Origin of the sequence: Paraburkholderia sp. J69-1 (assembly GCF_905220255.1) — a bacterium.
In the GTDB taxonomy this organism is placed as follows: Bacteria; Pseudomonadota; Gammaproteobacteria; order Burkholderiales; family Burkholderiaceae; genus Paraburkholderia.
Genome location: NZ_CAJMZG010000038.1, coordinates 1 through 24797, shown reverse-complemented (window position 1 = coordinate 24797; position 24797 = coordinate 1). Strand labels below are relative to the sequence as shown.

The 24797-nt window shown below is 64.2% G+C and carries 17 protein-coding genes and 2 pseudogenes; 8 read left to right on the top strand and 11 right to left on the bottom strand.

Features of this window, described 5'->3' with window-relative positions; genetic code table 11:
- Nucleotides 1–80: 80 nt before the first annotated feature.
- Genes U5A67_RS38790 through U5A67_RS38780 form a run of 3 tightly spaced genes read right to left on the bottom strand, consistent with a single transcriptional unit; the run spans nt 81 to nt 2817 of the window.
- A complete protein-coding gene (locus U5A67_RS38790; protein ID WP_321818535.1) occupies nt 81–638 on the bottom strand; it encodes a VOC family protein in 558 nt (185 codons plus the stop codon).
- Nucleotides 639–685: 47 nt separating this feature from the next.
- Nucleotides 686–1609, bottom strand: coding sequence for a hydroxymethylglutaryl-CoA lyase (locus U5A67_RS38785; RefSeq protein ID WP_321818536.1), 924 nt, complete (start codon nt 1607–1609; stop codon nt 686–688).
- Between the two features lie 11 nt (nt 1610–1620).
- On the bottom strand, nt 1621–2817 hold the full coding sequence (locus U5A67_RS38780) for a CoA transferase (RefSeq protein ID WP_321818537.1): 1197 nt from the start codon (nt 2815–2817) through the stop codon (nt 1621–1623).
- Between the two features lie 172 nt (nt 2818–2989).
- Between U5A67_RS38780 and prpR the strand changes: the two genes are divergently transcribed.
- A complete protein-coding gene (gene prpR, locus U5A67_RS38775; RefSeq protein WP_321818538.1) occupies nt 2990–4948 on the top strand; it encodes a propionate catabolism operon regulatory protein PrpR in 1959 nt (652 codons plus the stop codon).
- Here the strand turns inward: prpR and U5A67_RS38770 are convergent.
- Both U5A67_RS38770 and U5A67_RS38765 read right to left on the bottom strand, forming a co-directional pair.
- Nucleotides 4934–7066: a 3-hydroxyacyl-CoA dehydrogenase NAD-binding domain-containing protein gene (locus tag U5A67_RS38770; protein ID WP_321818539.1), complete on the bottom strand. Its 2133-nt coding sequence runs from the start codon at nt 7064–7066 to the stop codon at nt 4934–4936. The genes prpR and U5A67_RS38770 overlap by 15 nt on opposite strands.
- Before the next feature lie 44 nt (nt 7067–7110).
- Entirely contained in the window at nt 7111–8316 is a 1206-nt protein-coding gene (locus U5A67_RS38765; RefSeq protein ID WP_321818540.1) for an acetyl-CoA C-acetyltransferase, read from the bottom strand.
- Nucleotides 8317–8544: 228 nt separating this feature from the next.
- On the opposite strand from U5A67_RS38765, the gene U5A67_RS38760 reads away from it, so the two are divergent.
- Nucleotides 8545–9306 carry an SDR family NAD(P)-dependent oxidoreductase gene (locus U5A67_RS38760; RefSeq protein ID WP_321818541.1) on the top strand — a complete coding sequence of 254 codons (762 nt, stop codon included), beginning with the start codon at nt 8545–8547 and terminating at the stop codon, nt 9304–9306.
- A 28-nt stretch (nt 9307–9334) separates the two neighbouring features.
- A complete protein-coding gene (locus U5A67_RS38755) occupies nt 9335–10408 on the top strand; it encodes a phosphotransferase family protein (protein ID WP_415768293.1) in 1074 nt (357 codons plus the stop codon).
- Between the two features lie 72 nt (nt 10409–10480).
- Here the strand turns inward: U5A67_RS38755 and U5A67_RS38750 are convergent, their stop codons facing one another.
- Nucleotides 10481–11641 carry an acyl-CoA dehydrogenase family protein gene (locus tag U5A67_RS38750; protein ID WP_321818542.1) on the bottom strand — a complete coding sequence of 387 codons (1161 nt, stop codon included), beginning with the start codon at nt 11639–11641 and terminating at the stop codon, nt 10481–10483.
- 39 nt (nt 11642–11680) lie between these two features.
- Nucleotides 11681–12154 carry a nuclear transport factor 2 family protein gene (locus tag U5A67_RS38745; protein WP_321818543.1) on the bottom strand — a complete coding sequence of 158 codons (474 nt, stop codon included), beginning with the start codon at nt 12152–12154 and terminating at the stop codon, nt 11681–11683.
- A gap of 258 nt (nt 12155–12412) precedes the next feature.
- On the opposite strand from U5A67_RS38745, the gene U5A67_RS38740 reads away from it, so the two are divergent.
- Entirely contained in the window at nt 12413–13573 is a 1161-nt protein-coding gene (locus U5A67_RS38740; RefSeq protein ID WP_321818544.1) for an acyl-CoA dehydrogenase family protein, read from the top strand.
- 30 nt (nt 13574–13603) lie between these two features.
- On the opposite strand, the gene U5A67_RS38735 is transcribed toward U5A67_RS38740, so the two are convergent.
- Nucleotides 13604–16255: a LuxR C-terminal-related transcriptional regulator gene (locus U5A67_RS38735; RefSeq protein ID WP_321818545.1), complete on the bottom strand. Its 2652-nt coding sequence runs from the start codon at nt 16253–16255 to the stop codon at nt 13604–13606.
- A gap of 289 nt (nt 16256–16544) precedes the next feature.
- On the opposite strand from U5A67_RS38735, the gene U5A67_RS38730 reads away from it, so the two are divergent.
- The gene (locus U5A67_RS38730) at nt 16545–17096 is read left to right on the top strand and encodes a VOC family protein (RefSeq protein WP_321818546.1); all 552 of its coding nucleotides are present in this window, start codon (nt 16545–16547) and stop codon (nt 17094–17096) included.
- Nucleotides 17097–17127: 31 nt separating this feature from the next.
- On the opposite strand, the gene U5A67_RS38725 is transcribed toward U5A67_RS38730, so the two are convergent.
- Together U5A67_RS38725 and U5A67_RS38720 are read right to left on the bottom strand one after the other, a co-directional pair.
- Complete coding sequence (locus U5A67_RS38725) at nt 17128–17925, bottom strand: enoyl-CoA hydratase-related protein (protein WP_321818547.1); 798 nt, start codon at nt 17923–17925, stop codon at nt 17128–17130.
- Between the two features lie 15 nt (nt 17926–17940).
- The gene (locus U5A67_RS38720; RefSeq protein ID WP_321818548.1) at nt 17941–19506 is read right to left on the bottom strand and encodes a long-chain-fatty-acid--CoA ligase; all 1566 of its coding nucleotides are present in this window, start codon (nt 19504–19506) and stop codon (nt 17941–17943) included.
- Nucleotides 19507–19850: 344 nt separating this feature from the next.
- Between U5A67_RS38720 and fadB the strand changes: the two genes are divergently transcribed.
- Entirely contained in the window at nt 19851–22013 is a 2163-nt protein-coding gene (gene fadB / locus U5A67_RS38715) for a fatty acid oxidation complex subunit alpha FadB (protein WP_321818549.1), read from the top strand.
- Between the two features lie 22 nt (nt 22014–22035).
- Entirely contained in the window at nt 22036–23214 is a 1179-nt protein-coding gene (locus U5A67_RS38710; protein WP_321818550.1) for an acetyl-CoA C-acetyltransferase, read from the top strand.
- A 206-nt stretch (nt 23215–23420) separates the two neighbouring features.
- Here U5A67_RS38710 and U5A67_RS38705 read toward each other — a convergent pair.
- Nucleotides 23421–24450: pseudogene (locus U5A67_RS38705) on the bottom strand (IS110 family transposase).
- 128 nt (nt 24451–24578) lie between these two features.
- Between U5A67_RS38705 and U5A67_RS38700 the strand changes: the two are divergent.
- Nucleotides 24579–24797, top strand: a pseudogene (locus tag U5A67_RS38700) (transposase); the annotation flags it as partial.

Below are 24797 nucleotides of genomic sequence, written 5' to 3'. Positions count from 1 at the left end.
GACGTTTTGTCTCCGGGATTTTTTATTTTTGTGGTTTAGCGATCTGATGCCGCAATGAAACCAGAACCTCTTACGCCCGATCAACTGGGCGCATGTGCGCTCGCGCTTGTTTCGTAGTTCACGTCCTGCGCATTGAGCTCGCGCGTCCAGCACGCGAATTCGAGGCACACGCCGTCGGGATCGAAGAAGTACACCGAGCGCAGAAACACGTCCTTGCTCATCGTCGCGCTGATCTGCGCCGGCGAGTTGTCGTGATTCATCACGCGGGAAATCTGCACGCCTTTTTCGACAAGACGTTCGACATAGGCGTCGAATTTATCGGCGGGAATATTGAAGGCGATATGGTTGAGCGAGCCGTGCGCCGAAGTGATCGAGCCGTGGCCGGGCAAATGCGCCGGCGCCGAAATGCCAGGATGCGCCTGCGGCGCGTTGGGAAACCAGAAGAAGGCGATGGCGTCCCCATTGCCGATGCCGAAAAAGAAGTGCTGCCCCATGCCCGCCGGAAGATCGATTGTCTTGATCAGCGGCATGCCGAGTACGTCCCGATAAAACTCCACCGTCTTCGCCATGTCCTTGCAGACGATGGCCATGTGGTTGACACCGAGGATGTCAAATTCGGTGTTCGTCTTTCTGGTCATGCTGACGTCTCCTTGTCTGTGTGATTTTTGTCCAGTGCGCTAGAAAATCAAAGGGTTTCGCGACGTTTGGCGCGCTCGCGCCGCAGCCATGCGCTCGAGCGCCCGCCAAGCGGTTTCTGCAACTGCGTTTCGGCGAAATCGATGGCGTCGAGCAGGGCATCGAGTGAAATGCCGCTTGCGAGGCCGCATCGTTGCGCCATCAGCACGAGGTCTTCCGTGGCCAGGTTGCCTGCCGCGCCCGGTGCGAACGGACAACCGCCAATGCCGCCCACGCTGCTGTCGAAGCGGCGCACGCCGGCTTCCAGCGCGGCCCACGCATTGGCGGCGCCCAGACCGCGCGTGTCGTGCAGATGGACGGCAAGGCGTTCGAGCGGCACCACGTCCCGCAGCGCGCTCAAGCGTTGCTTGACCTGCAGAGGCGCAGCGGAACCGATGGTGTCGGCGATAACGATTTCACCGGCGTGCGTCTCGGCCATGCGCGCGGCAAGGCGCAGCACGACCGCAAGCGGCGTTTCGCCTTCGAACGGACAGTCAAATGCCACGGCCACATAGGCGCGCGTGCGCAGTCCGAGCGCGCGAGCCTGCGCGAGCGTCTGCTCGCACACGTCTAGCGCTGCATCGAGTCCCATGTTGATGTTCTTGCGGTTCATGGTCTCGGTGGCGCAGAGCACGACGGCGATTTCCTGGGCGCCGGCCGCGTGAGCACGCTCCAGTCCCTTGAGATTGGGCACCAGCACCGAATTGCGCAGTTGCGGCCAGCGCGCCTGCACGTGGCCGGTGAGGTCGCTGGCGTCGGCCATCTGGGGCACGGCCTTCGGCGAGACGAAACTCGTCGTTTCCACGCTGGTCACGCCCGCCCGCACGAGATGCCCGATCAGGCCGAGCTTCTGATCGGTCGGCAGATGCACGGCCTGGTTCTGCAAGCCGTCGCGCGGGGCGACGTCGGTGATATGAATCGTGTCGGGTGTCATCGTCGGCAGCCTCAGGCGATCGTGCCGGCTGCGCGCAATTCGGCGATGCGGGCTTCGGTGTAGCCCAGCCAGCCGCTGAGAACTTCCGTGGTTTGTTCGCCCACTTGCGGCGGCGTGCCGTAGGCGCGCGGCGCGGCGCCGGAGAGCTTGATCGGATTGCCGGGCATGCGCAGACGCTGGCCCTGCGGCAGCGTCACCTCGACCACCATCTCGCGGGCGAGCACCTGCGGGTCCTGCAGCGCCTGGGCGAAGTTGTTGACCGGACCGCAGGGAATGCGCGCAGCGTTGAGCCGGTCGAGCCAGTAAGCCGTCGAATGGCCGCGCAACGTTTCGGCCACGAGTGCGTCGATCTCGGCGCGCGCCGCGTAGCGCACCGGTTGCGCAAGATATTCGGGCTTGCGCAGCGCAGGCAGGTCGATGCATTCGACAAAGCGCTCGAAGAACGGATCGCCGATGCAGGCGATGATGATGTGGCCGTCGGCAGTCGGAAAGCAGTTGTAAGGCACGTGCACGAAATGTCCGTTGCCGATGCCTTGCGGCACGTCGCCCGACATGAAGTACATCGTCGCCATGTAGTTGAGTAGCGAGATCTGCACGTCGAGCATCGACACATCGACATGCTGGCCGCGCCCCGTGTGCTCCCGTTCGACCAGCGCGGCGAGCACGCCCATCGAGCCAAACACGCCGCCGCCCAGATCGCCGATGGGGATGCCGCTGCGCGTCGGCCCCGATTCGGGCGTGCCGGTAATCGACATGCCGCCGCCCATGGCCTGCACGACCTGATCGAACGCCGGACGTTGCGTTTGCGGGCCGGTCTGGCCGAAGCCCGTCACCGAGCACGTGATGATGCGCGGATTGATCTGCGAAAGCGTGTCGAAATCGATGCCCAGGCGCTGCGTGACGCCCACGCTGAAGTTGTCGTAAATGACATCGGCGCGACGCACGAGATCGAGGAAGACGTCACGCCCGGCTTCGGTCTTCAGATCCACGCAGACGCTTTCCTTGTTGCGGTTGAGCGTGAGGAAGTAGGCGCCCATGCCGTCGCGCGAATAGTCGGGATCATGTTCGAGCAGGCGTCGCGTGCCTTCGCCGCGACCCGGCGGTTCGATTTTGATGGTGCGTGCGCCCAGGTCGGCCAGCAACATGGTGCCGTAAGGGCCGGACAACATGTGGGTCAGATCGAGGACAGTAATGTGTTCGAGGGCCAAGGTCGATGTCTCCAGTGTCTTTGACTTCCGCGTAGATAAAGGCAAGACATATGCCAGTCACGAAACCCTGCGTAAGCGCTTGATTTGATTCGATGTCGATGGGGCGGCTCGAAAATGCCTTGTTTCATGGCACAATCGTGAAACGTCGGCCACGTTTCAATGAGACAACGTTATGCATCCGAATGCTGCTGCGTACTTCCGGACGGGACGTCCTCGTCTGTGCTTTCTCGGCTACCGGCAGATACGCGAACTGGCGATGCCGGTGGTCGCCGAATACACGGGACGCGCCGACATCGAACTGGTCGACGGTTCGTTTGACGAAGCGCTGGCGATCGCGCGCGATCGTATCGAGCGTGGCGCGGTGGACGCCTTCGTGAGCGCGGGCTCAAACGCGAGCATCCTGCGCGCGGGACTGCAAACGCCGGTCGCCACGATCCAGGTCACGGGTTTCGATCTCTTGCAGGCCTTGATCAAGGCACGCGAGGTGGCGGCGCGGGTCGGCGTCGTAATGTACGGCACGACGATTCCCGAACTGGACGCAGTGAAAGATCTGCTGAATATTGAAGTTCGTCAGCATGCCTATCGAACGCCGGACGATGCACGCATCCATTTCGAAGCGCTGCGCCGCGCGGGTTATGAGGCCATCGTCGGATCGAGTCTCGTGGTGGAACTGGCGCAGGAGGCCGGTTTGCACGGTTTGCTGGCGTATTCGCCTGCGAGCATCCGCAAGGGTTTCGACGACGCGCTCGAATTGGCGCGCGTCGCACGGCTGGAAGCCGGACGCTACGAACAGTTGCACAGCGTCCTGCACAACCTGCAGGAAGCCGTGATCGCGGTGGACCGGCAGGAACGCATTATCGCGGTCAATCCGCCCATGCAGCAGTTGCTGGGCGGCCATGGAGAGCGGCTCGAGGGCCGGGTGCTGCAGAGCGTGGAGCCTGCGCTTTCGCTGCGTGCCACACTCGACAGCGGCCAGCAGGAGCGCGCCGTGGCGCAGCGATTCGCGCAGCGCAACTGGGTTGCGCATCGCACGCCGATTCGCGAGCACGGCGAAATCGTCGGCGCGGCGCTGACGCTCTACGACGCGCGCAATATCGAAGCCGCCGATACGAGCCTGCGCGCCATGCAGCGCCGCCAGCAGCACGCGGCCCGGCACAGTTTCGACAGCATCATCGGCACGAGCCAGGCGTTGCGCGATGTGATCGCCAGCGCGCGCCGCTTTGCACGCACCGACTTGAACGTGCTGATTACCGGCGAAAGCGGCGTGGGCAAGGAAGTGTTCGCCCAGGCGATGCACAACGAGAGCGACCGTGCGGGACAGCCGTTCGTTGCGGTGAATTGCGCGTCGTTTCCCGAGTCGCTGCTCGAAAGCGAATTGTTCGGCTATGACGAAGGGGCGTTCACCGGATCGCGTCGCGGCGGCAAGCGTGGACTGTTCGAGGCCGCACACACCGGCACGCTTTTTCTCGACGAGATCGGCGACATGCCTTTGCCGTTGCAGACGCGTCTTTTGCGCGTGTTGCAGGAGCGCGAAATCATGAGGCTCGGCGGGACGGCGCCGATTCCCATCGACATCCGCGTGATCGCCGCAACGCATCAGCCGTTGACCGAGCTGATTGCCGAACGGCGCTTTCGCCAGGATCTTTATTACCGGCTCAACACCTTGCGTCTCGCGCTCGCGCCGCTGCGCCAGCGCCGCGAGGATATCGCCGCGCTCGTTCTGCCCATCGTGACGCGTTGTCTGGCGCGCTTTGGTTCGACGCTCGACGCCCGCCTTGCGCTCGCGCCGCTCATGCAGCGCCTCACGGCTTACGAATGGCCGGGTAACGTGCGCGAACTGGAAAATCTTTCGGAGCGCATCGCGGTTTTTCTGCTGCAGTTTGCGACGCTGGACGAGGTGCCGTACGACGCTTTAAGGCACGACTGCCCAGAAATCTTCCCGGACGGTGAGCCGACTGCCGACGCCGGCGACGTCGATCCTGCCCGTCGTGCAGAACGCGTGCGCGATGCGATCCGCCGCGCCGGCGGCAGTCCGACCGCAGCGGCGCGCGAGCTCGGCATCAGTCGCTCCACGCTCTGGCGCTGGCTGAAGGAACTGGAGCAGCCGCAGGAGCTTTCAGGCGACGCGTGAGCGCAGCGACGGCGGCGGTGAAAAGCGCGCACCGTGCGCGGCCGCCAGCGTTTCGCAGGTGGCGATGAAGCGGGCCACGCCCACCGTCTCGATCAACGAGAGAGGGCCGCCCGTCCAGGACGGAAAGCCCAGCCCGAGGATCGCCCCGATATCGGCGTCGGCGGCCGACGTGATCACACCTTCGTCGAGACATCGCACGCTTTCCAGTGCCTGGATATACAGCAGGCGCTGCTTGACGACCTCCACGTCGGGCTGATCGGCCTTGAGCGGATATTCGCCCACGAGTCCGCTCCACAAGTGTTTTCGTCCGCCTTCCGGGTACACGTAGAAACCCGCTGCGCACTTGCGCCCGGTGCGGCCAAGCGCGTTCATCCGCGCGATCACGGGGCGTGCGTGGCTGCGTAGAAAGCGTTCGTCCAGTCCGTCTTCGATCGCCTGGTTCACCACGCGCAGTTGGAGATCGAGCGAGACTTCGTCGAGCACCGCAAGCGGGCTCGCGGCCATGCCGGCCATGCGCGCGGCGTTCTCGACAAGCGCTGGCGCCACGCCCTCGGCGAGCATCGCCATCGCTTCGTCGACATAGCTGCAAAAGATGCGGCTCGTGAAGAAGCCGGGGCTGTCGTTCACTACGATCGGCGTCTTGCGCAGCGTGCGCGCGAGATCCATCGCGCGGGCCAGCGTCTCCTGCGAAGTTTGCTCGCCAACGATGATTTCCAGCAGCGGCATGCGCTCGACCGGCGAGAAAAAATGCATGCCGATAAAACGGGTGGGGCGATCGCTGAGCGTCGCCAGACCGCTAATCGGTAGTGTCGACGTATTGGACGCGAGGATCGCATCGCCATGGAGCACTTCACATACACGTCCCAGCACCTCCGACTTCACCGCGCGTGTTTCGAAAACCGCCTCGATTACGAAATCGCATTCACGCAGATCGTCGTAGCGCGCGGTCGCCGTAATGCGCGCGTCGCACTGTGCTGCGGCCGCTTCACCGCCCACTTCACGGCCCACTTCACCGCCCATGCGACGCGCACTCTCCACGGCGCGCGTCTTGCCTGCGCGGGCCTGCTCGGACGAAGCATCGAGCAGCACCACAGTCAGCCCCGCCTGCGCGGCGCTGCACGCAATCCCGACGCCCATCATTCCCGCGCCCAGCACGCCGAGCTTCATCACCTTCGAAGACGGCGGAGCGGCCGGGCGCGAAGCGGGCCGTTCGCAACGTGCGCGATTGACGAAGAGCGTGCGCACGAGGTTGCGCGTCACGGGATCGACGGCCAGTTGCGCGGCGTAACGTGCTTCGACTGCCGTGCCTCGCTCCAGCGGCAACTGCGTGCCTTCGTAGACCGCTGAGAGCAGCGCAAGCGGTGCCGGATAGTTATCGTGCGTGCGGCCGCGCACCTGTGCCATGCCGGCGTAGAAGCTGCGCGGCGCGTGTTCCGCCAGCGCGCCGGCGTCGCCCGGAATACGCCAGCCTTTGCGGTCCCAGGGCTGGCTTGCATCGGGATGCGCGCGTACCCAGGCGTGCGCATGAGCGAGCAGATCGGCGCGCGGCACGATTGCATCGACGATACCGAGTTCGCGTGCACGCGCTTGCGATACGGCATGGCCGTCCAGCAAGATCGGCAGCGCGGCCTCGATACCGATCAGGCGTGGCAGACGCTGCGTGCCGCCGCTCGCGGGCAGAAGGCCGGTCTGGATGGCGGGCAGCGAGACGGCGCTTCCTTCGGCATCGGCAATCACGCGGTAGTGGCAGGCGAGGCACAGTTCCAGCGCGCCGCCGCTCACTGCGCCATGCATCGCTGCCGCAACCGGCTTGCCGGTGGTCTCCAGTGAGCGCATCAACTGGTTTTGCGCGAGGAATGCGGCGACCGGCGGGCGGCCTTGCGTGTTTGTGGCTTCGATGAACTGACCGAGGGCTTCGATATCGCAATCGGGCGTGCCGTGCCCGTCGTCCCATGTGATGACGGCGCCCACGATGGCAGGGTCCTGGCGGATGCGCTCGACGACCTGCTGCATGTCGGCCATGAACGCGTCGGAAGGCACATAAGCAGGCAGGCACGGGCGGTGCAGCGTGACGAGCGCCACGCCCGCTGGGTCTAACGCAAGGGAGAGTGTGTTCATAGTCGCAGAAGGTGAGGTTGGGTTCACGCGGCAATCAGGCGAGTTCAAACGCGCTCGATCAGGGTGGCTGTGGCCTGGCCCGCGGCTGCACAGAGCGTGACGATGCCGCGCCGAAGACCGCGGCGTTCGAGTTCGTCGATCATCGTGCCGACCAGCATCGCGCCGGTGGCGCCAAGCGGATGCCCGAGCGCGATCGCGCCGCCATTGACGTTGACCCGTTCGGGGTCGATATCGAAGGCCCGCTGGTAGGCCAGCGGCACGACGGCAAACGCCTCGTTGACCTCGAACAGATCGATGTCGGCGATAGTGAGACCGGCGTGTGCGAGCAGCTTGCGCGTGACGGGAACCGGGCCGCCCAGGCTCATCACCGGGTCGCTCGCCAGCGACGCGAAATGGCTCAGCCGCGCGCGTGGCTGGAGGCCGTTGAGCAGCCCAAAGCGCTCGCTGCCGATCAGCACGGTGGCAGCACCGTCGACAATCGCACTGGAATTGCCGCTCGTATGCACATGTGAGACGCCTTCGAGCGCCGGATGCCCGCGCAATGCGATCGCGTCGAAGCCCAGCTTGCCCGCAGTGGCAAACGCGGGCGCGAGCTTCGCGAGTTCGGCCGGGGTCGTTTCCGCACGAATGGCTTCGTCCTGTGCCAGCACGATTTCGCCGAGCGTGTTGCGCACGGGCACCAGCGAGCGAGAGAACAGCCCTTGCGCGCGGGCCTGGGCGGCCCGGTGCTGACTTTGCGCGGCGTAGGCGTCGATGGCCTCGCGCGTGAAACCTTCGAGCGTGGCGATCAGATCGGCGGCGACGCCGTTGGGCATGTACGGGTAATGGCGAGTAATGGCCGGGTCCGAATAGATCGCGCCGCCGTCTGAGCCGATCGGCACGCGCGACATCGACTCCACGCCGCCGCCGATTGCGGCCTCCGTGAGGCCCGCCATGACGCTGGCGGCGGCCTGATTGACCGTATCGAGGCCGGATACGCAGTAACGATTGAGCTGGTAGCCCGGCACCGTGTCGCCGAAGCCGGCCGCCAGTACTGCCGTGCGCGCGAGATCGGCGCCTTGCTCGCCGCAGGGCATCACGACGCCCAGGCCGACGTCTTCGATCGCGCGAGGATCGAAGCCATTGCGCTCGCGCAGCGCCTGCAGTGTTTGCGCGGCCAGCGAGACCGGCGTGATCTCGTGCAGTGCGCCGCTGGGGCGTCCTTTACCGCGCGGCGTGCGCACGGCGTCGTAAAGATAAGCGTCGTTCATGGTAATCGAAAGGGATGTAGGGTTCGCAGGCCAGTATGGTCAGCCGCCGCCGCGTGCGCCTCATTCGATGGGATGAATTCGCAGCATCTCGCGGCGCTTCATGAAGCAGGCAGCCGTATTTCATCCCAACGAATGAGGCGCGATGCCTGGCTTTCTACCCATAATCGGTGAGCCGATCCGGCAAGCACTGCATGAGCACATCACCACATCACGATGAGAGGGAAGGCAATGTTCGAAGACCTGCGCGGCAAGCGGGCCCTGGTCACGGGCGCGTTCGGCGGACTGGGCAGTCATTTCGCCACGGTGCTGGCGGCCGCCGGCGTGCACGTCGCGCTTGCCGGGCGTCGACTGGAAGCGGGCGACGCGCTCGCGGCGCGTATCGCACAAGCGGGCGGCAAGGCGTGTGTGGTGTCGATGGACGTGACGCAGGCTGCTTCGGTGAACGGCGCTTTCGACGCGGCGCGATCGCAGCTCGGCGGTGAAGTGCAGATCGTCGTGAACAACGCGGGCGTTGCGCTGACGCGTCCCGCCGTGGCGTGTAGCGAAGATGACTGGCGCCAGGTCATCGACGTCAATCTGAACGGCGCGTGGCGGGTCGCGCAGACGGCCGGGCAGCGCATGGTGGAGCGCGGCGCGGGCACCATCATCAACATCGCGTCGATCCTGGGCCTGCGCGTGGCGCAGCAGGTACCCGCTTACGCGGCCGCCAAGGCGGGGCTCATCCATCTCACCCAGGCGCTTGCGCTCGAATGGGCGCGTCATGGGGTGCGCGTCAACGCGCTTGCACCTGGCTATATCGAAACCGAACTCAACGCGGCGTTTTTCGCTACCGATGCGGGCCAGGCACTGATTCGCCGCGTGCCGCAACGCCGGCTCGGGCAGGCACGCGAGCTGGATGCGCCGCTGCTGTTGCTGGCCTCCGATGCCTCGACCTTCATGACCGGCTCGATACTTGCCGTCGACGGCGGGCATCTCGTCTCTTCCCTTTGACTGGCTGACTTTGCTGCGAGCGGCTGATATGTCCTCTTCGTCCTGCGTTTCCAACGCACTATCGACCTCCTTGAGCGCTGCCGGGCGCGGCGTGCCGGACCTCGAACGACTCGCCGCCTGGATGCACCTGGCCGGCATCGACGCGCAGGATCTGGCCGTGCGCCCCTTGTCGGGTGGTCAGTCCAATCCGACCTTTCTGCTGGAGAGTGCCAGCGCCGCGTTCGTGCTGCGCAAACAGCCGCCTGGTGCGTTGCTGCCGTCCGCACACGCCATCGACCGCGAGTACCGGGTGATGCAGGCGCTGGCCGGGACCGGCGTGCCGGTGCCGCGCATGGTGGCCTGGTGCGACGACGCAGCGTGGCTGGGCACGCCGTTTTACCTGATGGAATTCGTGCGCGGTCGCAGTTTTATCGATCCGACCTTGCCGGGGCTGTGCGCAGCAGAGCGCAAGGCGATCTATGCCGATATTAATCGCGTGCTGGTCGCGCTGCATGGCGTGGATTACCGTGCGGTGGGACTCGACACATTTGGTCGGCCGGGCAATTATTTCGTACGCCAGATCGATCGCTGGAGCCGACAGTACCGCGCCGCGCAGGGCACGCCGATCGACGCGATGGACGCGCTCATGGCCTGGCTGCCCGCACACGTGCCCGAAGGCGACGAGACCCGTATCGTCCACGGCGACATGCGCATGGATAACCTGATCATTCATCCGACCGAAGCGCGGGTCGTGGCCGTGCTCGACTGGGAGCTTTCCACGCTGGGGCATCCGCTGGCGGATCTTTCGTACTTCTGCATGTCGTGGTGCGTGCCGCCCGATCTGTGGCGCGGCGTGGCGGGCGTGGATCTGATGGCGCTGGGCATTCCGCAGGAACATGCCTTCGTCGAGGACTATTGCCGGGCGCGCGGCATCGACGACATCCGCCACTGGGACTTCTACCTTGCCTATAACCTGTTTCGCATGGCGGCGATCCTGCAGGGTGTGGCGGCGCGGGCGGCCGGCGGCAACGCATCTTCAGCAGACGCGGCGAGCATGGCCGACAAGGTGAAGCCGCTGGCCGAACTGGGCTGGCGGTGTGCCCGCCGCAGCAGGACCGGTTAAGCGCGATCAAGCAGCTATGTGCAGAAAAAGCGGGGCCGTAGAACAGCCCCGTCCAGGCAGTGACGATGCGGTTCAGGCGCCCGCGAGCAGCTTGCGACCGAGACTGAAACGGTGCACTTCGCTCGGGCCGTCATAGATGCGGAACGCCCGCATATCGGCGAAGATGCGTGCGACGATCGTTTCGCCCGTCACGCCCTGGCCGCCGAGAATCTGCACGCTGCGGTCGACCACGCGCCATTCGGCTTCCGAACAGACCACCTTGGCGCGGCTCGATTCGAAATTGCAGCGCTCGCCCTGATCGAGCAGCCACGCCGTATGCCAGATATGCAGGCGCGCGGTGTGCAGGTCCATCGCGTTGTCGGCGAGCATGAAACTCACGCCTTCGTGCTGGCCGAGCATTTGCCCGAAGGCCTGGCGGTTGCGCGCGTGTTCGAGGCAGATCTCGTGAGCGCGTCGCGCCTGGCCGAGCCAGCGCATGCAGTGCGTGAGCCGTGCCGGGGCGAGCCGCACCTGAGCATAGCGAAAGCCTTTACCGGGTTCGCCCAGCACATCGCTGGCGGGCACGCGCAGATCGTGAAAGCGCAATACGCCGTGGCCGCCCGTGAAGCAGGTATCGAGCGCGTCCATGGTGCGCACATGCTCGATGCCGGGCTGGTTCATATCGGCGAGAAACATGGAGGCCGAGCCGTCCTCCATCTTCGCCATGACGATGACGAACGCCGCGCCCTGCGCGCCGGTGATGAACCACTTGGTGCCGTTGATCACGTAGCTGTCGCCGTCGCGCACCGCCGTGGTGGCGAGCATGGCCGGGTCCGAGCCCGCGCCGGGCGGCGGCTCTGTCATGGCAAAACACGAGCGGATGCGGCCCTGTACGAGCGGCACGAGCCAGCGCGCTTTCTGCGCCGCGGTGGCGACCGCTTCGAGCAGGTGGATATTGCCTTCGTCGGGTGCGTGGATGTTCATCGCGCTGGGACCGAGCGTCGAATAACCGGCCTCCTCGAACACGATGGCCTTCTCGACATGCGAGAGGCCAAGACCACCCAGCTCGCGTGACGCGTGCGGCGTCAGCAGACCCGCTGCGCGCGCTTTTTCGACGAGCTCTTCGCGCAGCGCCTCGCTGGGTCCGTGGGGCGTGATCCGCGGGTCTTTCTCCAGCGGAATGATCTGCTCCGCGATGAAGTCGCGGACATTGTGCTGCAGCGCCAGTTGCGCGGAAGTCAGGGAGAAATCCATAAAGAGTCGATATGAGCGGATGAGATGCGGGACAGCGGCCTACTTGCGTGCGTTCGCGGCCAGCAGGGGCGTGGTTACTTCCCGCGCGTAGCTGAAGGTATGCGTGACGTCGAGTTGCTGGATGCGCCAGGCGTGATCGTCTTCGCGCTTGAATTCGCAGGTGACGTCCACCATCAGGAAAGGCGTGGAACCCGGCACCGGCAGGCTCGGTTGGGAGCCGTCGTCATAGAGATGCAGAACCAGACAATACACTGCGGTGGCGCTCATTGCGTCCTGCCTGAGCACGGCAAAATTATTGACGATGTGGCGCGCGACCTGGGTGGGCGACTTCCTGCGCACCGACGCCTCGATCTGCTCGCGGCCCTGCAGCAGCACGCCGCCGCGCTCCCAGAGGCAGCCCGGCGTCACCTGCGCCATCGCGTGCGGATAATTGTTTCTGTCGAGCGCGTAGTAGAAGCGCAGAACGGTTTGCTGGCAGGCAACGAGGGTTGCAGCGGATTCGGTCGGGGTCATGGCGGCGGTGTCGTAAGGAGTGGAAACGAAGCCCGCGCGGGTGTTCGCACCTGCTGCGCGGTCAAAAAATTATGTGGCTCGCCATCCCGCGCTGCGCCGTTCGAAGGGATGAAATCCCGCCACGCCGGGTCGACACCGGCGCGCTCGCGTCTCGCAATTTCATCACTTCGAATGAGGCCTGCCTGTACGCGCATGGCGATAATCGATCGCAGGCTGCCATGCGCAGCATCACTCTCACGATGACGAGCCGGAGCACGTATGAGCACCCGACGCAGGATCTTCGAAGCCGAACACGAGCTGTTTCGCGAATCCGTGGTTCGCTTTATCCAGAAGGAAGTCGCGCCCCAGGTCGATGCGTGGCGCGCTGCAGGCTGTTGTGACCGTTCGGTGTTCGAAGCGGCGGGCGCGCAGGGCTTGTTGCTGATGTGGGCCGACGAGGCGTACGGCGGCGCGGGCGTGAACGATTTCCGCTTCGAGCAGATCGTGTACGAGGAAATGATCCGCCACGGCGATATCGGCGTGTATCTGACCTTGCATTCGCGGCTGGTTGCGCCGTATATCGCGCGCCTGGGCACTGAGGCGCAGAAGGCGCGGCTCTTACCCGAGGCTGCGCGTGGCGAGCGTATCCTCGCCATCGCCATGACCGAACCCGGCACCGGTTCCGATCTCGCGGGTATCCGCACGCACGCGCGCAAGGTCGAAGGCGGCTGGCGGCTGAGCGGCGCCAAGACCTACATCTCGAACGGCATCAACGCGGACACGGTCATCGTGGTCGCGCGTACCGACCCGCAGCAGCCGCGCGCATTCGGGCTCTTTCTGGTCGAGCGCGGCATGGCGGGTTTCGAGCGCGGCCGCCGCCTGAATAAACTGGGCCTCGACGCTCAGGACACCGCCGAGCTGTTCTTCGACGAGGTGTTCGTGCCGCATGCCAATCTGCTCGGCGAGCCGGACAAGGCGCTCGCCTATCTCGCCGAAGGGCTCGCCGAAGAGCGCCTGTTGAGCGCCTGCCAGTCGGTTGCGCATGCGCAGGTGGCGCTGGACCTCACGCTCGACTACGTGAAAGAGCGCCGGGCGTTTGGGCGGCCAGTCGGCGCGTTCCAGAACACACGCTTCGTGTTGGCGCGCCAGCACGCGGAACTCGACGCCATGCAGGCGTGGATCGACATGCTCGTGATGGAGCACAACGCCGGGGGGCTCGATGCGGCAACGGCGGCTTCGGCAAAGCTGCTGACGTCGGAGCTCGAAGGCCGGCTCATCGACGCCTGCCTGCAGTTGCACGGCGGCGCGGGCTATATGGAGGAGTACCGCATCAGCCGGATGTATCGCGACGCGCGGGTTTCGCGCATTTTTGCGGGGACGTCCGAAATCATGCTGGAGATCATCGGGCGTTCGCTGGGCCTGCGCGAGCACATGGACTGACGCGCGCGTATGGCGGCGGAGCGCGGCGCCTCAGGGCAGCAGCCCCGCCTTGCGCGCCAGCGAGACCGCATGCGTGCGCGAGGTGGCATTCAGCTTCAGGTTGATGCCGCGTAGATGACTTTTGACCGTCGTCTCCGAAACAAACAGCTTTTCGGCCATCGCCTTGTTGCTGAGGCCTTCCGCGAGCAGCACGAGTACCTTGCGCTCGGAACGGGTCAGCGATTCGGGTAAGTGGGCCTCATTCGTCTGCGCCGGCGATGCTGCGGCGACTGTGCCAGCGCTTGCGTAACGCGCTTCGAGTGCGTCCAGCAACTGATACATGAACGCGGCCGCCGTCACGCTGCCTGTGACAGCGTGCCCTGGATACTGCGCAACGGTTTTCAGGAGACGAAGCATCGGCGTACCTTCGTCGAGGACCATGCTGACGAAGCCTTCGCTGGCGGCAATTTCGAGCGCTTCGAGACACTCGCGTCGCGCCGGCTCGATCTCGCCGTGGGCATGCAGGGCGAGCGCGAGCATGAGGCGCAGTTTCAGGGCGCGACGCCAGCGCATTGCGCTTTGTGCCTGCGCGAGCGAAGCGCGGAGTTCTTGCGCCGCCTGGCCAGCGTTGCCGCAGGCGATATCAAGCCGCCAGCGCGCGAGGTCGAGGGTTTCGACGTCGTTGGCATGCGGCGTGAACGCAGCGCCGAACGACCACGCATTGAGCGCCTGCGCGGCGTCGAGCTCGGCGCGTGCGCCGGCGTGATCGCCTCGCAGCAGGGCAATGCGCGATCGCTCGAGCCGCGCGCAGGCCACCATGCGCAATTGCCCGGTGCGGTAGCCCATCTGCTCGCAGTCGTGCAGCCACAGCATGGCGTCTTCGTCGCGCGCTTGTGCGAGTGCGCAGCGGCACAACAGCATGAAGGCGACGATGAGCGGATCGTTGTGCGCCGCCGCGCGAATCAGCGGCAGATAGGACGTGAGCAGATGCTGGGTTTCGGCGAGCTGGCCGCTTTCGTACAGCGCTTCCGCCAGATAGGCGCCGGCGATTTCCTGACCGTCGAAGCGCGCATCCTGCAAGCCGGGGTCCGGCCGGTGCGCGCCGCGATAGCGCGCCAGCGCCTGGCGCAGTCGTCCCTGGGTGAGGTCGATCAGCCCTTCGAGGCAATGCGCGACGCGCATGTTCGCCCCCGCGCCGTTCGCGCCGTGGACTTGCCGCCCACGATCGAGCATCTTGCGCGCTTCGTCGAAATGGCCGAGATAGATGTGACAGCAAGCATGCGAATTGAGCTGAATGCCGTACGGAAATGCGTGGGCCGGGGACAGCGTCGGCGCGCACGATTGCCAGGCTGCAAAAGCGCGGTCGAGCTTGTCGGTGAGCGCGAGAATGAATGCATGCAGAGCGAGCATGTGAGCGGCGATTTCCGCGTCGCGCTCTCCCGCTTCCTGCATCCCTTCCAGCATTTGCAGCGCTTTGTCGCTGCGATGCAGAAAGGTCAAGGCCCATGCGTGGATCAGGCGCAGGCGAGGGCGGTTCGACAGGCTTTGCTCGGGCAACGCGTCGAACCAGCGCGCGAGCAGACGCACGCGCCCCTGCCAGAGAATCGCTTCGGCGTGCTGTTGCAGGCGGTCAAGCGCACGGGGCGTGTCGGCGCGCAGTGCATGTTCGATGGCGCGAACCGGCTCGTTGTTATCGGCATACCAGTTGCCTGCCGTGCGGTGCATCTCGTCGATTTCATCGGCCTTGTATTCGAGCGCGAGGCGGGCCTGCAGAAAGCCTGCAAAGAGACTGTGATAGCGATAGGACTCGCTGGCAGCATCGACACGCACGAGGAACAGATTTTCGTCCGCCAGTTGCGCGAGCATGCGCGTGCTGTCGCGGCGTGAAGTCATCGCATCGCACAGGCTGGCGTTGAACGAGCGCAGCAACGAAGTGCGCAGCAGGAACTCGCGCACTTCGGGCGGCTGTCTGGCCAGCACGTCCTCGGCAAGATACTCGGCCACGGCCGCGTGGGAGCCGGAGAACGCTTCGATGAAATGCGCCGTATCCTGGCTGCGGGACATGGAGAGCACGCCCAGGCGGATAGCCGCCACCCAGCCTTCGGTGCGCGCGTGGAGCGTGCTGAGTGCCTGCGCGTGCAGCGGCTGGCTGACGTAGCGCGACCAGTACGCCGAGGTTTCTTCGAGCGTGAAGCGCAGGTCCTCGGCGCGGATCTCCAGCAGTTCTCCCTGCGCGCGCAGGCGGCCCAGACCGAGCGCCGGCACCACGCGCGAGCCGACGACCAGTGTGCCGTGAGCTGGCATCTGCGCCAGCAACTCACGCAGGTATTCGGACGATTCCGGATTGAGCAACGCTTCGAAATCGTCCAGAAAGATCGCGAACGGATCAGGCAGACGGCCCAGACGGCTCGCGAGCGTGTCCGCGACGTCTTGCGCCTCGATCGCGGGCGCCTCTGCGCCGCTCGTCTCCAGCAGATCGACGGCGCCATTGAGGGCTTTGAGGAACACCGGAAAATCGTTGTCCCCGGCGCCCAACCGTATCCATACGGTGCGCATGCCTTCGTGTGTCCAGGCGGCGTGAAGATCGAGCATTGCACCGGTCTTGCCGAAGCCCGCTGGCGCATGCATCACGACGAGGCGGATACCCTCGGCGCGACTGGCGGGCGTGATCAGGCGTTCGCGTCTCAGGTGCGAGGACTGCAACGGCGGCGGCTGGAATTTCGGGGGCGGCGAGTACACGGTAGGCAAACGCGCAAAGGAATGGGTTGGGGATAACACGGATAAGGCGCGCAGAATCAGCACAGCAGCGCGGCACGCGAATTCGGCACGGGCACGCAACGCCGTTGCGCTTCCCATCGCGAAGGAGCCCCAGCATTGTGGCATAGCGCGTGGGCTTTCCGTGCGGGCAAAATCGTTCGACGCCACCGCGCGCATCTCGTAAAGTTCACGGTATTCACGCGCGAACGACGCACAACACAGTGAAGGAGACAAGATGCAACGCAAGCCGAATACGGAGTTTGAGTTTCGTGGCGTTCACCACGTGGCCATGGTCTGCAAGGATATGACCCGAACGGTGGCGTTCTACCGCGACCTGCTCGGCATGCCGTTGATCAAGACCATCGATCTTCCCGGCGGCATGGGGCAGCACTTCTTTTTCGATATCGGCAATGGCGATTCGCTGGCGTTTTTCTGGTTTCGCGATGCACCCGATGCGGCGCCAGGCGTTGCCGCGCCAGCCACGCTGCCGGGCGGCGGCGGGCTCGTTTCCGCGCATGGGTCGATGAATCATCTGGCCTTGAGCGTGCCGCCGGAGAAGTTCGATGCCTATGTTGCACGACTCGTCGAGAAAGGCATCGAGATTTCGCGCGTCCTGAATCACGACGATTCGGCCTCCCAGATCAGCGAGACGGTCAGCGCCCAAGTGTATGTGCGATCCGTCTATTTTTTCGATCCCGATGGCGTTTGCCTGGAGTTCGCGTGCTGGACTCGCGAACTCGACACGCGCGACGTCAACCGCGAATACGCCGCGCGCGTCAGTCGATGATTGCGGCTGACGCGCATCGATGACCGGATGATCAGCCGAAAACTGGCGCGCGCTTTTCGCGGAAGGCATTGACGCCTTCGCGAAACGCCGCGGATTCGATCAGCGTGCATTGCCGTTCGCGCTCGTAGTCAAGTTGCGCGCTCAACGAATTCGATTGCGAGTGTTTGAGCGCGCGCCTGAGTTCGAGCGCGATGCCAGTTGGCAGGCGCGCGAGCGTGCGGGCCATCTCCATCGCCGTATCGAGCAACTGCGTATCGTCGACGCATTGTGCGATCAGCCCCCACTGCGCGGCCTCCTGCGCGTCGAGCCGGTTGCCGAGCAGCGAAAGCGCCGTCGCGCGTGCGAGGCCAATGCGGCGCGGCAGATACCAGGTTGTGCCGACATCGGGAATCAGGCCGAGCTTCGGGCAGAAGCTGAGGATGAAGGACGCGGAGCGCGCCGCCACGGTGATATCCGCTGCGAGCGCGAGGCCCACGCCTGCGCCTGCCGCCACGCCATTGACCGCCGAAATGACGGGAATGCGCATCTGGTCCAGATCGGTGACCCACGGGTTGAAGTCGTCGCGCATGGTGACGTCGAGTTGCTCGCCGGCCGACTGGTTGGCGCTGCCGTTCAGGAACGCGTCCTTGAGTTCCGCGCCCGCACAGAAAGCGCGGCCAGCGCCGGTGATCATCAGCGCACGGGCGCTGGGCGTTTCGTTGACCTGTGCAATGGCTGCGCGCGCATCGCGTGCCAGCGCAGGCGTCATGCTGTTCAACACGTCGGGGCGATTGAGTGTGAGGACGGCGACCGCGCCGTCAAATTCGAGTTCGACGTTGGTTTCGGTCATGTTGATGGTCTCGCTTCAGGCTGGTGTGTTAGATGCCGGCGCAGGGTTTTTCACCAAGGCTTCGCGCAGCTTGTACTTGAGCAGCTTGCCTGCCGCCGAGAGCGGAAGCTCAGCGTGAAACGCGACACTGCGCGGACACTTGTAGCCCGCAATCAACTGGCGGCAATGGTCCCTGACTTCCTCCAGCGTCAGCTTGTGGCCCGCGCGCAGGACGATCACGGCATGAACGGTTTCGCCCCACTTTTCGTCCGGGATGCCGATCACGGCACACGCCTCGACCGCTGGGTGCGCGAGCAGGGCGTTTTCGACTTCGGTCGAGTAGATGTTTTCGCCGCCGCTGATGATCATGTCCTTGATGCGGTCGGTGATGAACAGATAGCCGTCTTCATCCATATAGCCGCCATCGCCTGTGTGCATCCAGCCGTTGCGCAGCGCCTTGGCGGTTTCCTCCGGCTTGTTCCAGTAGCCCATCATCACGCTGGGGCCGCGCACCGCGACCTCGCCGACCTGTCCCGTCGGCAGCGGCTCACCGGATGCCGGGTCCACGATACGGATCTCGCAGATGGGCGCGGGCCGCCCGGCGGACTTGAGCTTCTGGCTATCGGGCGTGTGACAGTGCGCAGGCAGGACGGCGGCCACTGGCGCAATTTCGGTCATGCCGTAAAGTTGCACGAACTGGCTTGCCGGCAGCTTGCCCAGCGCGCGCTGCAATAGCGTGGAGTCGATCGGTGCAGCGCCGTAGAGCACGCTTGTCAGGCTGCTGAGCTTATGTGTGGCGAAGCCCGGATGATCGAGCATCGCCTTGATCATGGTGGGCACCACGAAGGTCTCGTTCACGTGCTCTGCGGCAATGGTCTCGATGACGGTTCCAGGATCGAAGCCGCCCAGTACGACGTGCTTTGCGCCGCGCAGCGCGGCCTGGAACACGAGCGCCATCGCGCCGATGTGAAAGAGCGGTGCGGTATGGAGTACGGCCTGCACGACCGGACGCGACGCGGCGGCCAGGGCGCACAGCGCATTGCTGACCAGGTTGGCGTGTGAGAGCATGACGCCCTTCGGTACGCCGGTGGTGCCGCCGGTATAGAGGATTGCCGCGAGATCGTTGCCCGAGCGCTGGGCGTCGGCGGCCGGGGTGGCACGGCCTAGCCATACCTCGTAATCGTCGCCGTGCATCCCGGCGGGCGGCACGCCTTCGCCGCACCAGATCACGTGCCGCAGGACCGGGCAACGCTCGCGAAGCGGCTGGGCAAGATGGGCAAACGTTTCGTCGATGAACAGGATCGCGGTGCCGCAATCGTTCAGCGAATAGGCGATTTCACTGACGCTCCAGCGCGTGTTGACCGGGTTGACGACGGCGCCGGCCCAGAGCGTACCGAAGACGTACTCGATATAGCGATCCGAATTGAGCGCCAGCATGCCGATCCGGTCTCCATGCGCCACGTCCAATGCGTGCAAGGCCCCGGCAACACGCGACACCCGCTCGACGAACTGCGCGAACGTGGTCTTGCGCTGTCGAAATACGGTGGCGTAGGCATCGGGCTGCTCAAGCGCGGCCTTGTGGAAGCTCTGCGTCAGTTGCAAGTTCGTCTCCGGTTATGGCGCTAATGTGACTCTAATGGTCATGGCCTGTGCGTCGCCAGCGGCCCGGCATGGGGTCCTGCTGCGATCTTCTAGCATAAGGTACTGCTGTCCGGTCGCCACCGATTCATCCGAAGGGATGAAATCGCGCGCCATCGGCGCAGCGCAGCTGGCGGCTCGCGGCGCGAAGGTCGCCGGGCCTGCAAATTCATCACTTCGAATGAGGCACGCGTGCCGCCCTGTTCCGATAATCGGCAATATGGGCGGCCAGGCCGTGAGGCTTGTGTCCGCAGCCCCGCACCGGCATCCGGTGTGCCACTGCGATAAAACGATGAAGGAGAGAGGCATTGTTCCAGGGAGACACTATCGCCGTCACTGCGCTTGGCGACGGGTTCGTCGAGCTGACGTTCGAGCGCAAAGGGGACGCGATCAACAAGCTGGACCGGCGCACGATAGACGAGCTGGCCGACGCCACCTCGTCTATCGCGAATGACGCGTCGATCCGCGGCGTGCTGGTGACGAGCGCGAAAGACGGCTTTATCGTCGGCGCGGATATCAAGGAATTCGGCGAGTTCTTCGCGTTGCCCGCGCCCGATCTGATGGCGCGTACGGCTGCGTCGAACCGTGTTTTTTCGGCGTTCGAAGATATCGGTGTGCCCAGTGTGATCGCCATTAACGGCATCGCGCTGGGTGGTGGCCTGGAGGTGGCGCTGTCTGGCGCGTTGCGGGTGATGGCGTCGACGGCAAAAATCGGCCTGCCGGAAGTCAACCTCGGATTGATTCCGGGCTTTGGCGGAACCGTACGCTTGCCCCGTGTCGCCAGCGTGGCGGTGGCGCTGGAATGGATCGTCAGCGGGAAGCCTGCGTCCGCAACCGCGGCGCGCGAAGCCGGTGTGGTCGATGAAGTCTGCGAGGCGGCCTCGCTGCGCGAAACCGCGTTGGGACTGCTGCGGCGTGCGGCCAATGGCGAAATCGACTGGCGCGCGGCGCAAGCGCGCAAACGCCTGCCGCTGGCCGTCGACGCGCAGTCGAACATGCAAGCCGAAACCCAGCTCGCCGTGCGCGCGGCACAAGCGAGCAAGCGTCATCTTCCTGCTGCGCTCACTGCCGTCGAACTGCTGCGCGAATCCATCCATGTGGCACGTGACGCCGCCATCAAACTGGAAACTGAGGCATTCGCACGCGTTGCGAAGACGCAGGCCGCCGCATCGCTGGTGCAGGCTTTTTTGAACGATCAGCAACTGAAAAAGCGATACCGCGACATTGCAGGCACGACCGGGAAAGTACGGCAGGCAGCCGTACTCGGTGCAGGCGTGATGGGCGGCGGCATCGCCTCTACAAGTGTGCTTGCCGGGGTTCCGGTCGCGCTCAAGGATATTCATCCGGCGCCGCTGGAGACCGGCTTGCAGGAAGCGGCCAATGTGCTCGCACGCCAGGTAAAGGCCGGGCGCATGAAGGACGAGGATGCCGGGCGCACACTCGCGACAATCTCGCCTCAGCTCGACTTCGCAGGGTTTCGTCACGTCGACATCGTCGTGGAAGCCGTGGTCGAAAACCTTGAGGTCAAGCAGCGTGTGTTGAGTGAACTCGAAACCCAGGTGCGCGAGGACACCGTGATCGCTTCGAACACGTCGAGTTTGCGCATCGACGATATCGCGGCACCGCTGGCGCGCCCGCGCAACTTCGTGGGCATGCACTTCTTCAATCCGGTTCCGGTCATGACGCTCGTGGAGATCGTTCGCGGCGAGCAGACGAGCGATGCCGCAGTCGCGGCCGTGGTGAGCTATGCGCTGGCAATGCGCAAAACGCCGATCGTTGTCAAAGACTGCCCCGGCTTTCTCGTCAACCGCATTCTGACGCCCTATGTACGTGCGTTTGTGCAACTGATCGAACAGGGAGCCGACTTCGAACAGATCGATCGCGTGATGGAGGCGTTCGGCTGGCCGATGGGGCCGGCCTGGTTGCAGGATGTGATCGGCATGGACGTGAGCAGCCATGTGGTGGATGTGATCTCGGCGGGCTACCCGGCGCGCATGCCCGCGATGCAACATGACGCCCTTGGATTGATGGCGAGTCGCGGACGGCTGGGACAAAAGAGCGGGCTGGGGTTCTATGCCTATACGCGCGATGACAATGGCAAGCTATGCAAGCGCGCAGCGGGCGATACACGTGCGCTGCTGTCGACCCTCCAAGCGGACGGAACGCGCGAATTCTCCGATCAGGAGATCGTCGAGCGCATGATGCTGCCGGTTCTCGTCGAAGCGGCTATCGCGCTGGAAGAGGGCGTCGTGGCATCGGCGGCGGAACTGGATACAGCACTGTTGCTGGGTATCGGCTTTCCGGCGTGGCTGGGCGGGGCGCTTAAATACGCCGACTGGCTCGGCGCGCAAGAGGTCGTCCGGCTGTGCGACCAGTACGCTTGCCACGGCGCGGCGTACCGGCCCACCGCAAAGATGAGAGCGATGGCAGCGAGTGGCGCGCGCTACCATGCCGCCGCTCATGCAGCTTAATTAAACAATCATGGAGACGCGCATGTCAGAAGCCTATATCGTTGCAGCCACCCGCACGGCGGGCGCCCGAAGGAATGGACGGCTTTCCGGATGGCATCCAGCTGATCTCGCCGCCGAGGTCTTGAACGCATTGCTCGAGCGCACGGGCGCGGACCCGGCAATGATCGACGACGTGATCATGGGATGTGTCGGGCAAGCCGGCGAACAGGCGATGAACATCGCCCGCAACGCCGTGCTGTCCTCGCGTTTGCCGGAAACCGTACCGGGCACAACGGTGGATCGTCAGTGCGGCTCGTCCCAGCAGGCACTGCATTTCGCGGCGCAAGCGGTCATGTCCGGCACGATGGACATCGTCATGGCAGCGGGAGTGGAAAGCATGTCGCGGGTGCCCATGGGATTACCGACCACGTTGCCGTTGAAGAACAATCTCGGCTTTTACGTGAGCCCCGGCATGCAGCGGCGCTACCCGAATGTCGAGTTCAGTCAGTTCATCGGCGCGGAGATGATCGCCGCGAAATACGGCTTTTCGCGCGATATGCTCGACGCGTTTGCCTTCGAGAGTCATCGGCGCGCAATCGCTGCGACGAAAGCGGGCCGATTCGAGCGTGAAATCGTGCCCGTCGCGGTTCGCACGGCAGAGGGCGAGGGCGCAGCGTTGCCGCATACGATCGACGAAGGTATCCGCTTTGATGCCACGTTCGACGGTATCCGCGGCGTCAAGCCTATTCTCGAGGACGGCGTGATCAGTGCCGCATCGGCCAGCCAGATCTGCGATGGGGCGAGCGGTGTGATGGTCGTCAACGAAAGAGGTCTCAAATTGCTGGGTGTAACGCCGCTTGCACGCGTGCATCATATGTCCGTGACCGGACACGACCCGGTGATCATGCTGGAAGCGCCTATTCCCGCTACGCAGCGCGCGTTGAAGAAAGCCGGCCTGTCGATTGCCGATATCGACCTTTACGAGGTGAATGAAGCATTCGCGCCCGTTCCGCTCGCGTGGCTGAACGCACTCGAAGCCGATCCCGCGCGCTTGAACGTCAACGGTGGCGCCATTGCATTGGGGCACCCGCTCGGCGCATCGGGCACCAAACTGGCAACGACACTCATTCACGCACTGCACGTTGGCAATAAGCGATTTGGCTTGCAGACCATGTGCGAGGGTGGCGGTCTCGCCAACGTAACGGTGTTCGAACGGCTTTGACCTGCTGACTCAATAATCAGATTCCTGCGCGCAATCTGCATGGGTTCGGTGCTGGATTCGCTTCGCGCACGCGGCATTGGTATTGCGATGGACGATTTCAGCACCGGTTATTCGTCGCTTTGCCTGCTCTCTCGCACGTGAGGAATGTACCGGTCCGAGCCATTGCTGCCTTCGCCCAAGCCCCGAGGCAAGAAGCGACTGCGGTGTTAGCATTTTTTCCCGCGTGCAGCTAATTTGCGATAACGTCGACACAGTCGAAGCTGTGCGTCCCCGGCGCGATCAATGATGGGCTTGGGGAGACCCGGATGCCGACGTCCAATGTTCTCGCTTACGCGAGCCTGATGTCGGTAGCTCCAGGCTGCCTCGATCAACAACTTCCTGGCATAGCTGTTGCCGGTCTTGGTTATGCCGCCTTGCCACCGCTTATCGCCCGAGGAGTGCTCCGATGGCGTCACACCAAGCCAGGCCATCAGTTGGCGCGGATGCTCGAAGCGGGAGAGATCGCCCACTTCGGCGAGCATCCCGACAGCCGTGGTGAACTGGACACCACGCATTGCCTGCAATCCCAGGACGGCAGGATAGACCGCCAGTTGACCACCGAGTCGCGCAAAGCCGCTTCAAGACGCTCGCATTGCGCCATGCGGTCCCCAAGAGTACGGCGATGTTCTTCGAATGCCAATTGTTGCCATTCGTTGCTGAACGAATGTTGACTTACCCAGCGTCGATATGAAGATCCCCAGTCAGCCTTGCCAGGATATCGAACTCCGTGCGAGAGCAAGAACGACTTCAACCGCTGCCGGGCCTGCTTCAGATCATCCTTGGCGCTTACCCACGCACGGGCCAGATCGCGAAAAGCTTCGTCCTCGATCCCGGGGACGTGTACGGCCGACAAATCACCAGCACGCAGTGCATGCGCCAGCTTGATCGAGTCACGTCGGTCCGTTTTTACGCGCTCACCGGGTTTCTTGGGAATCAGTGACGGTGCACATACCATACATTCGAATCCTTCCGCGACCAGTTGACGGTAGAGTCCATAACCGCACGGTCCTGCCTCGTAGACGACATGCACACGCCGGCCCTTGGAATGCAAGCGTTTGCACAGACGATCGATATCACCCTTGGCAGTCCCGTGATCCTGCCCAGCAGTTCCACATCGCCCATCCCGACCGCGTAAGCTGTCGTGATCGACTCTTTGTGGACATCCAACCCAACGTACACCGTGCTATCGTGGTCCATGCTGGCCTCCGTGGTGGAAATCGCCGGGTGTGGCTTTGCCCACACCGTGCGGCTCTGGCAGCAATGCTAACCCGCGTTTGACTCCTCACGTCGGGCCAGCCTGTACCTCACGGAAAGTCATACTGCCTGGTCCGAACCCCACAGATCACGCGCGACCAGATTCCAGGTACCACGTCCCGGTAGACGCCATTGGCGTTCCTGTCAGCGCGATCCTCATTGGCGCGAATCGCAACGACTTCACCCAGCGGCTGCCGCTGCTTGATGCCATTCCATCGATTCGCGGCTTACGTGGGCGGCAACTTCAGAAACCCAAGGTCATTTACGCGGACCGTGGCTATGACTGCGAG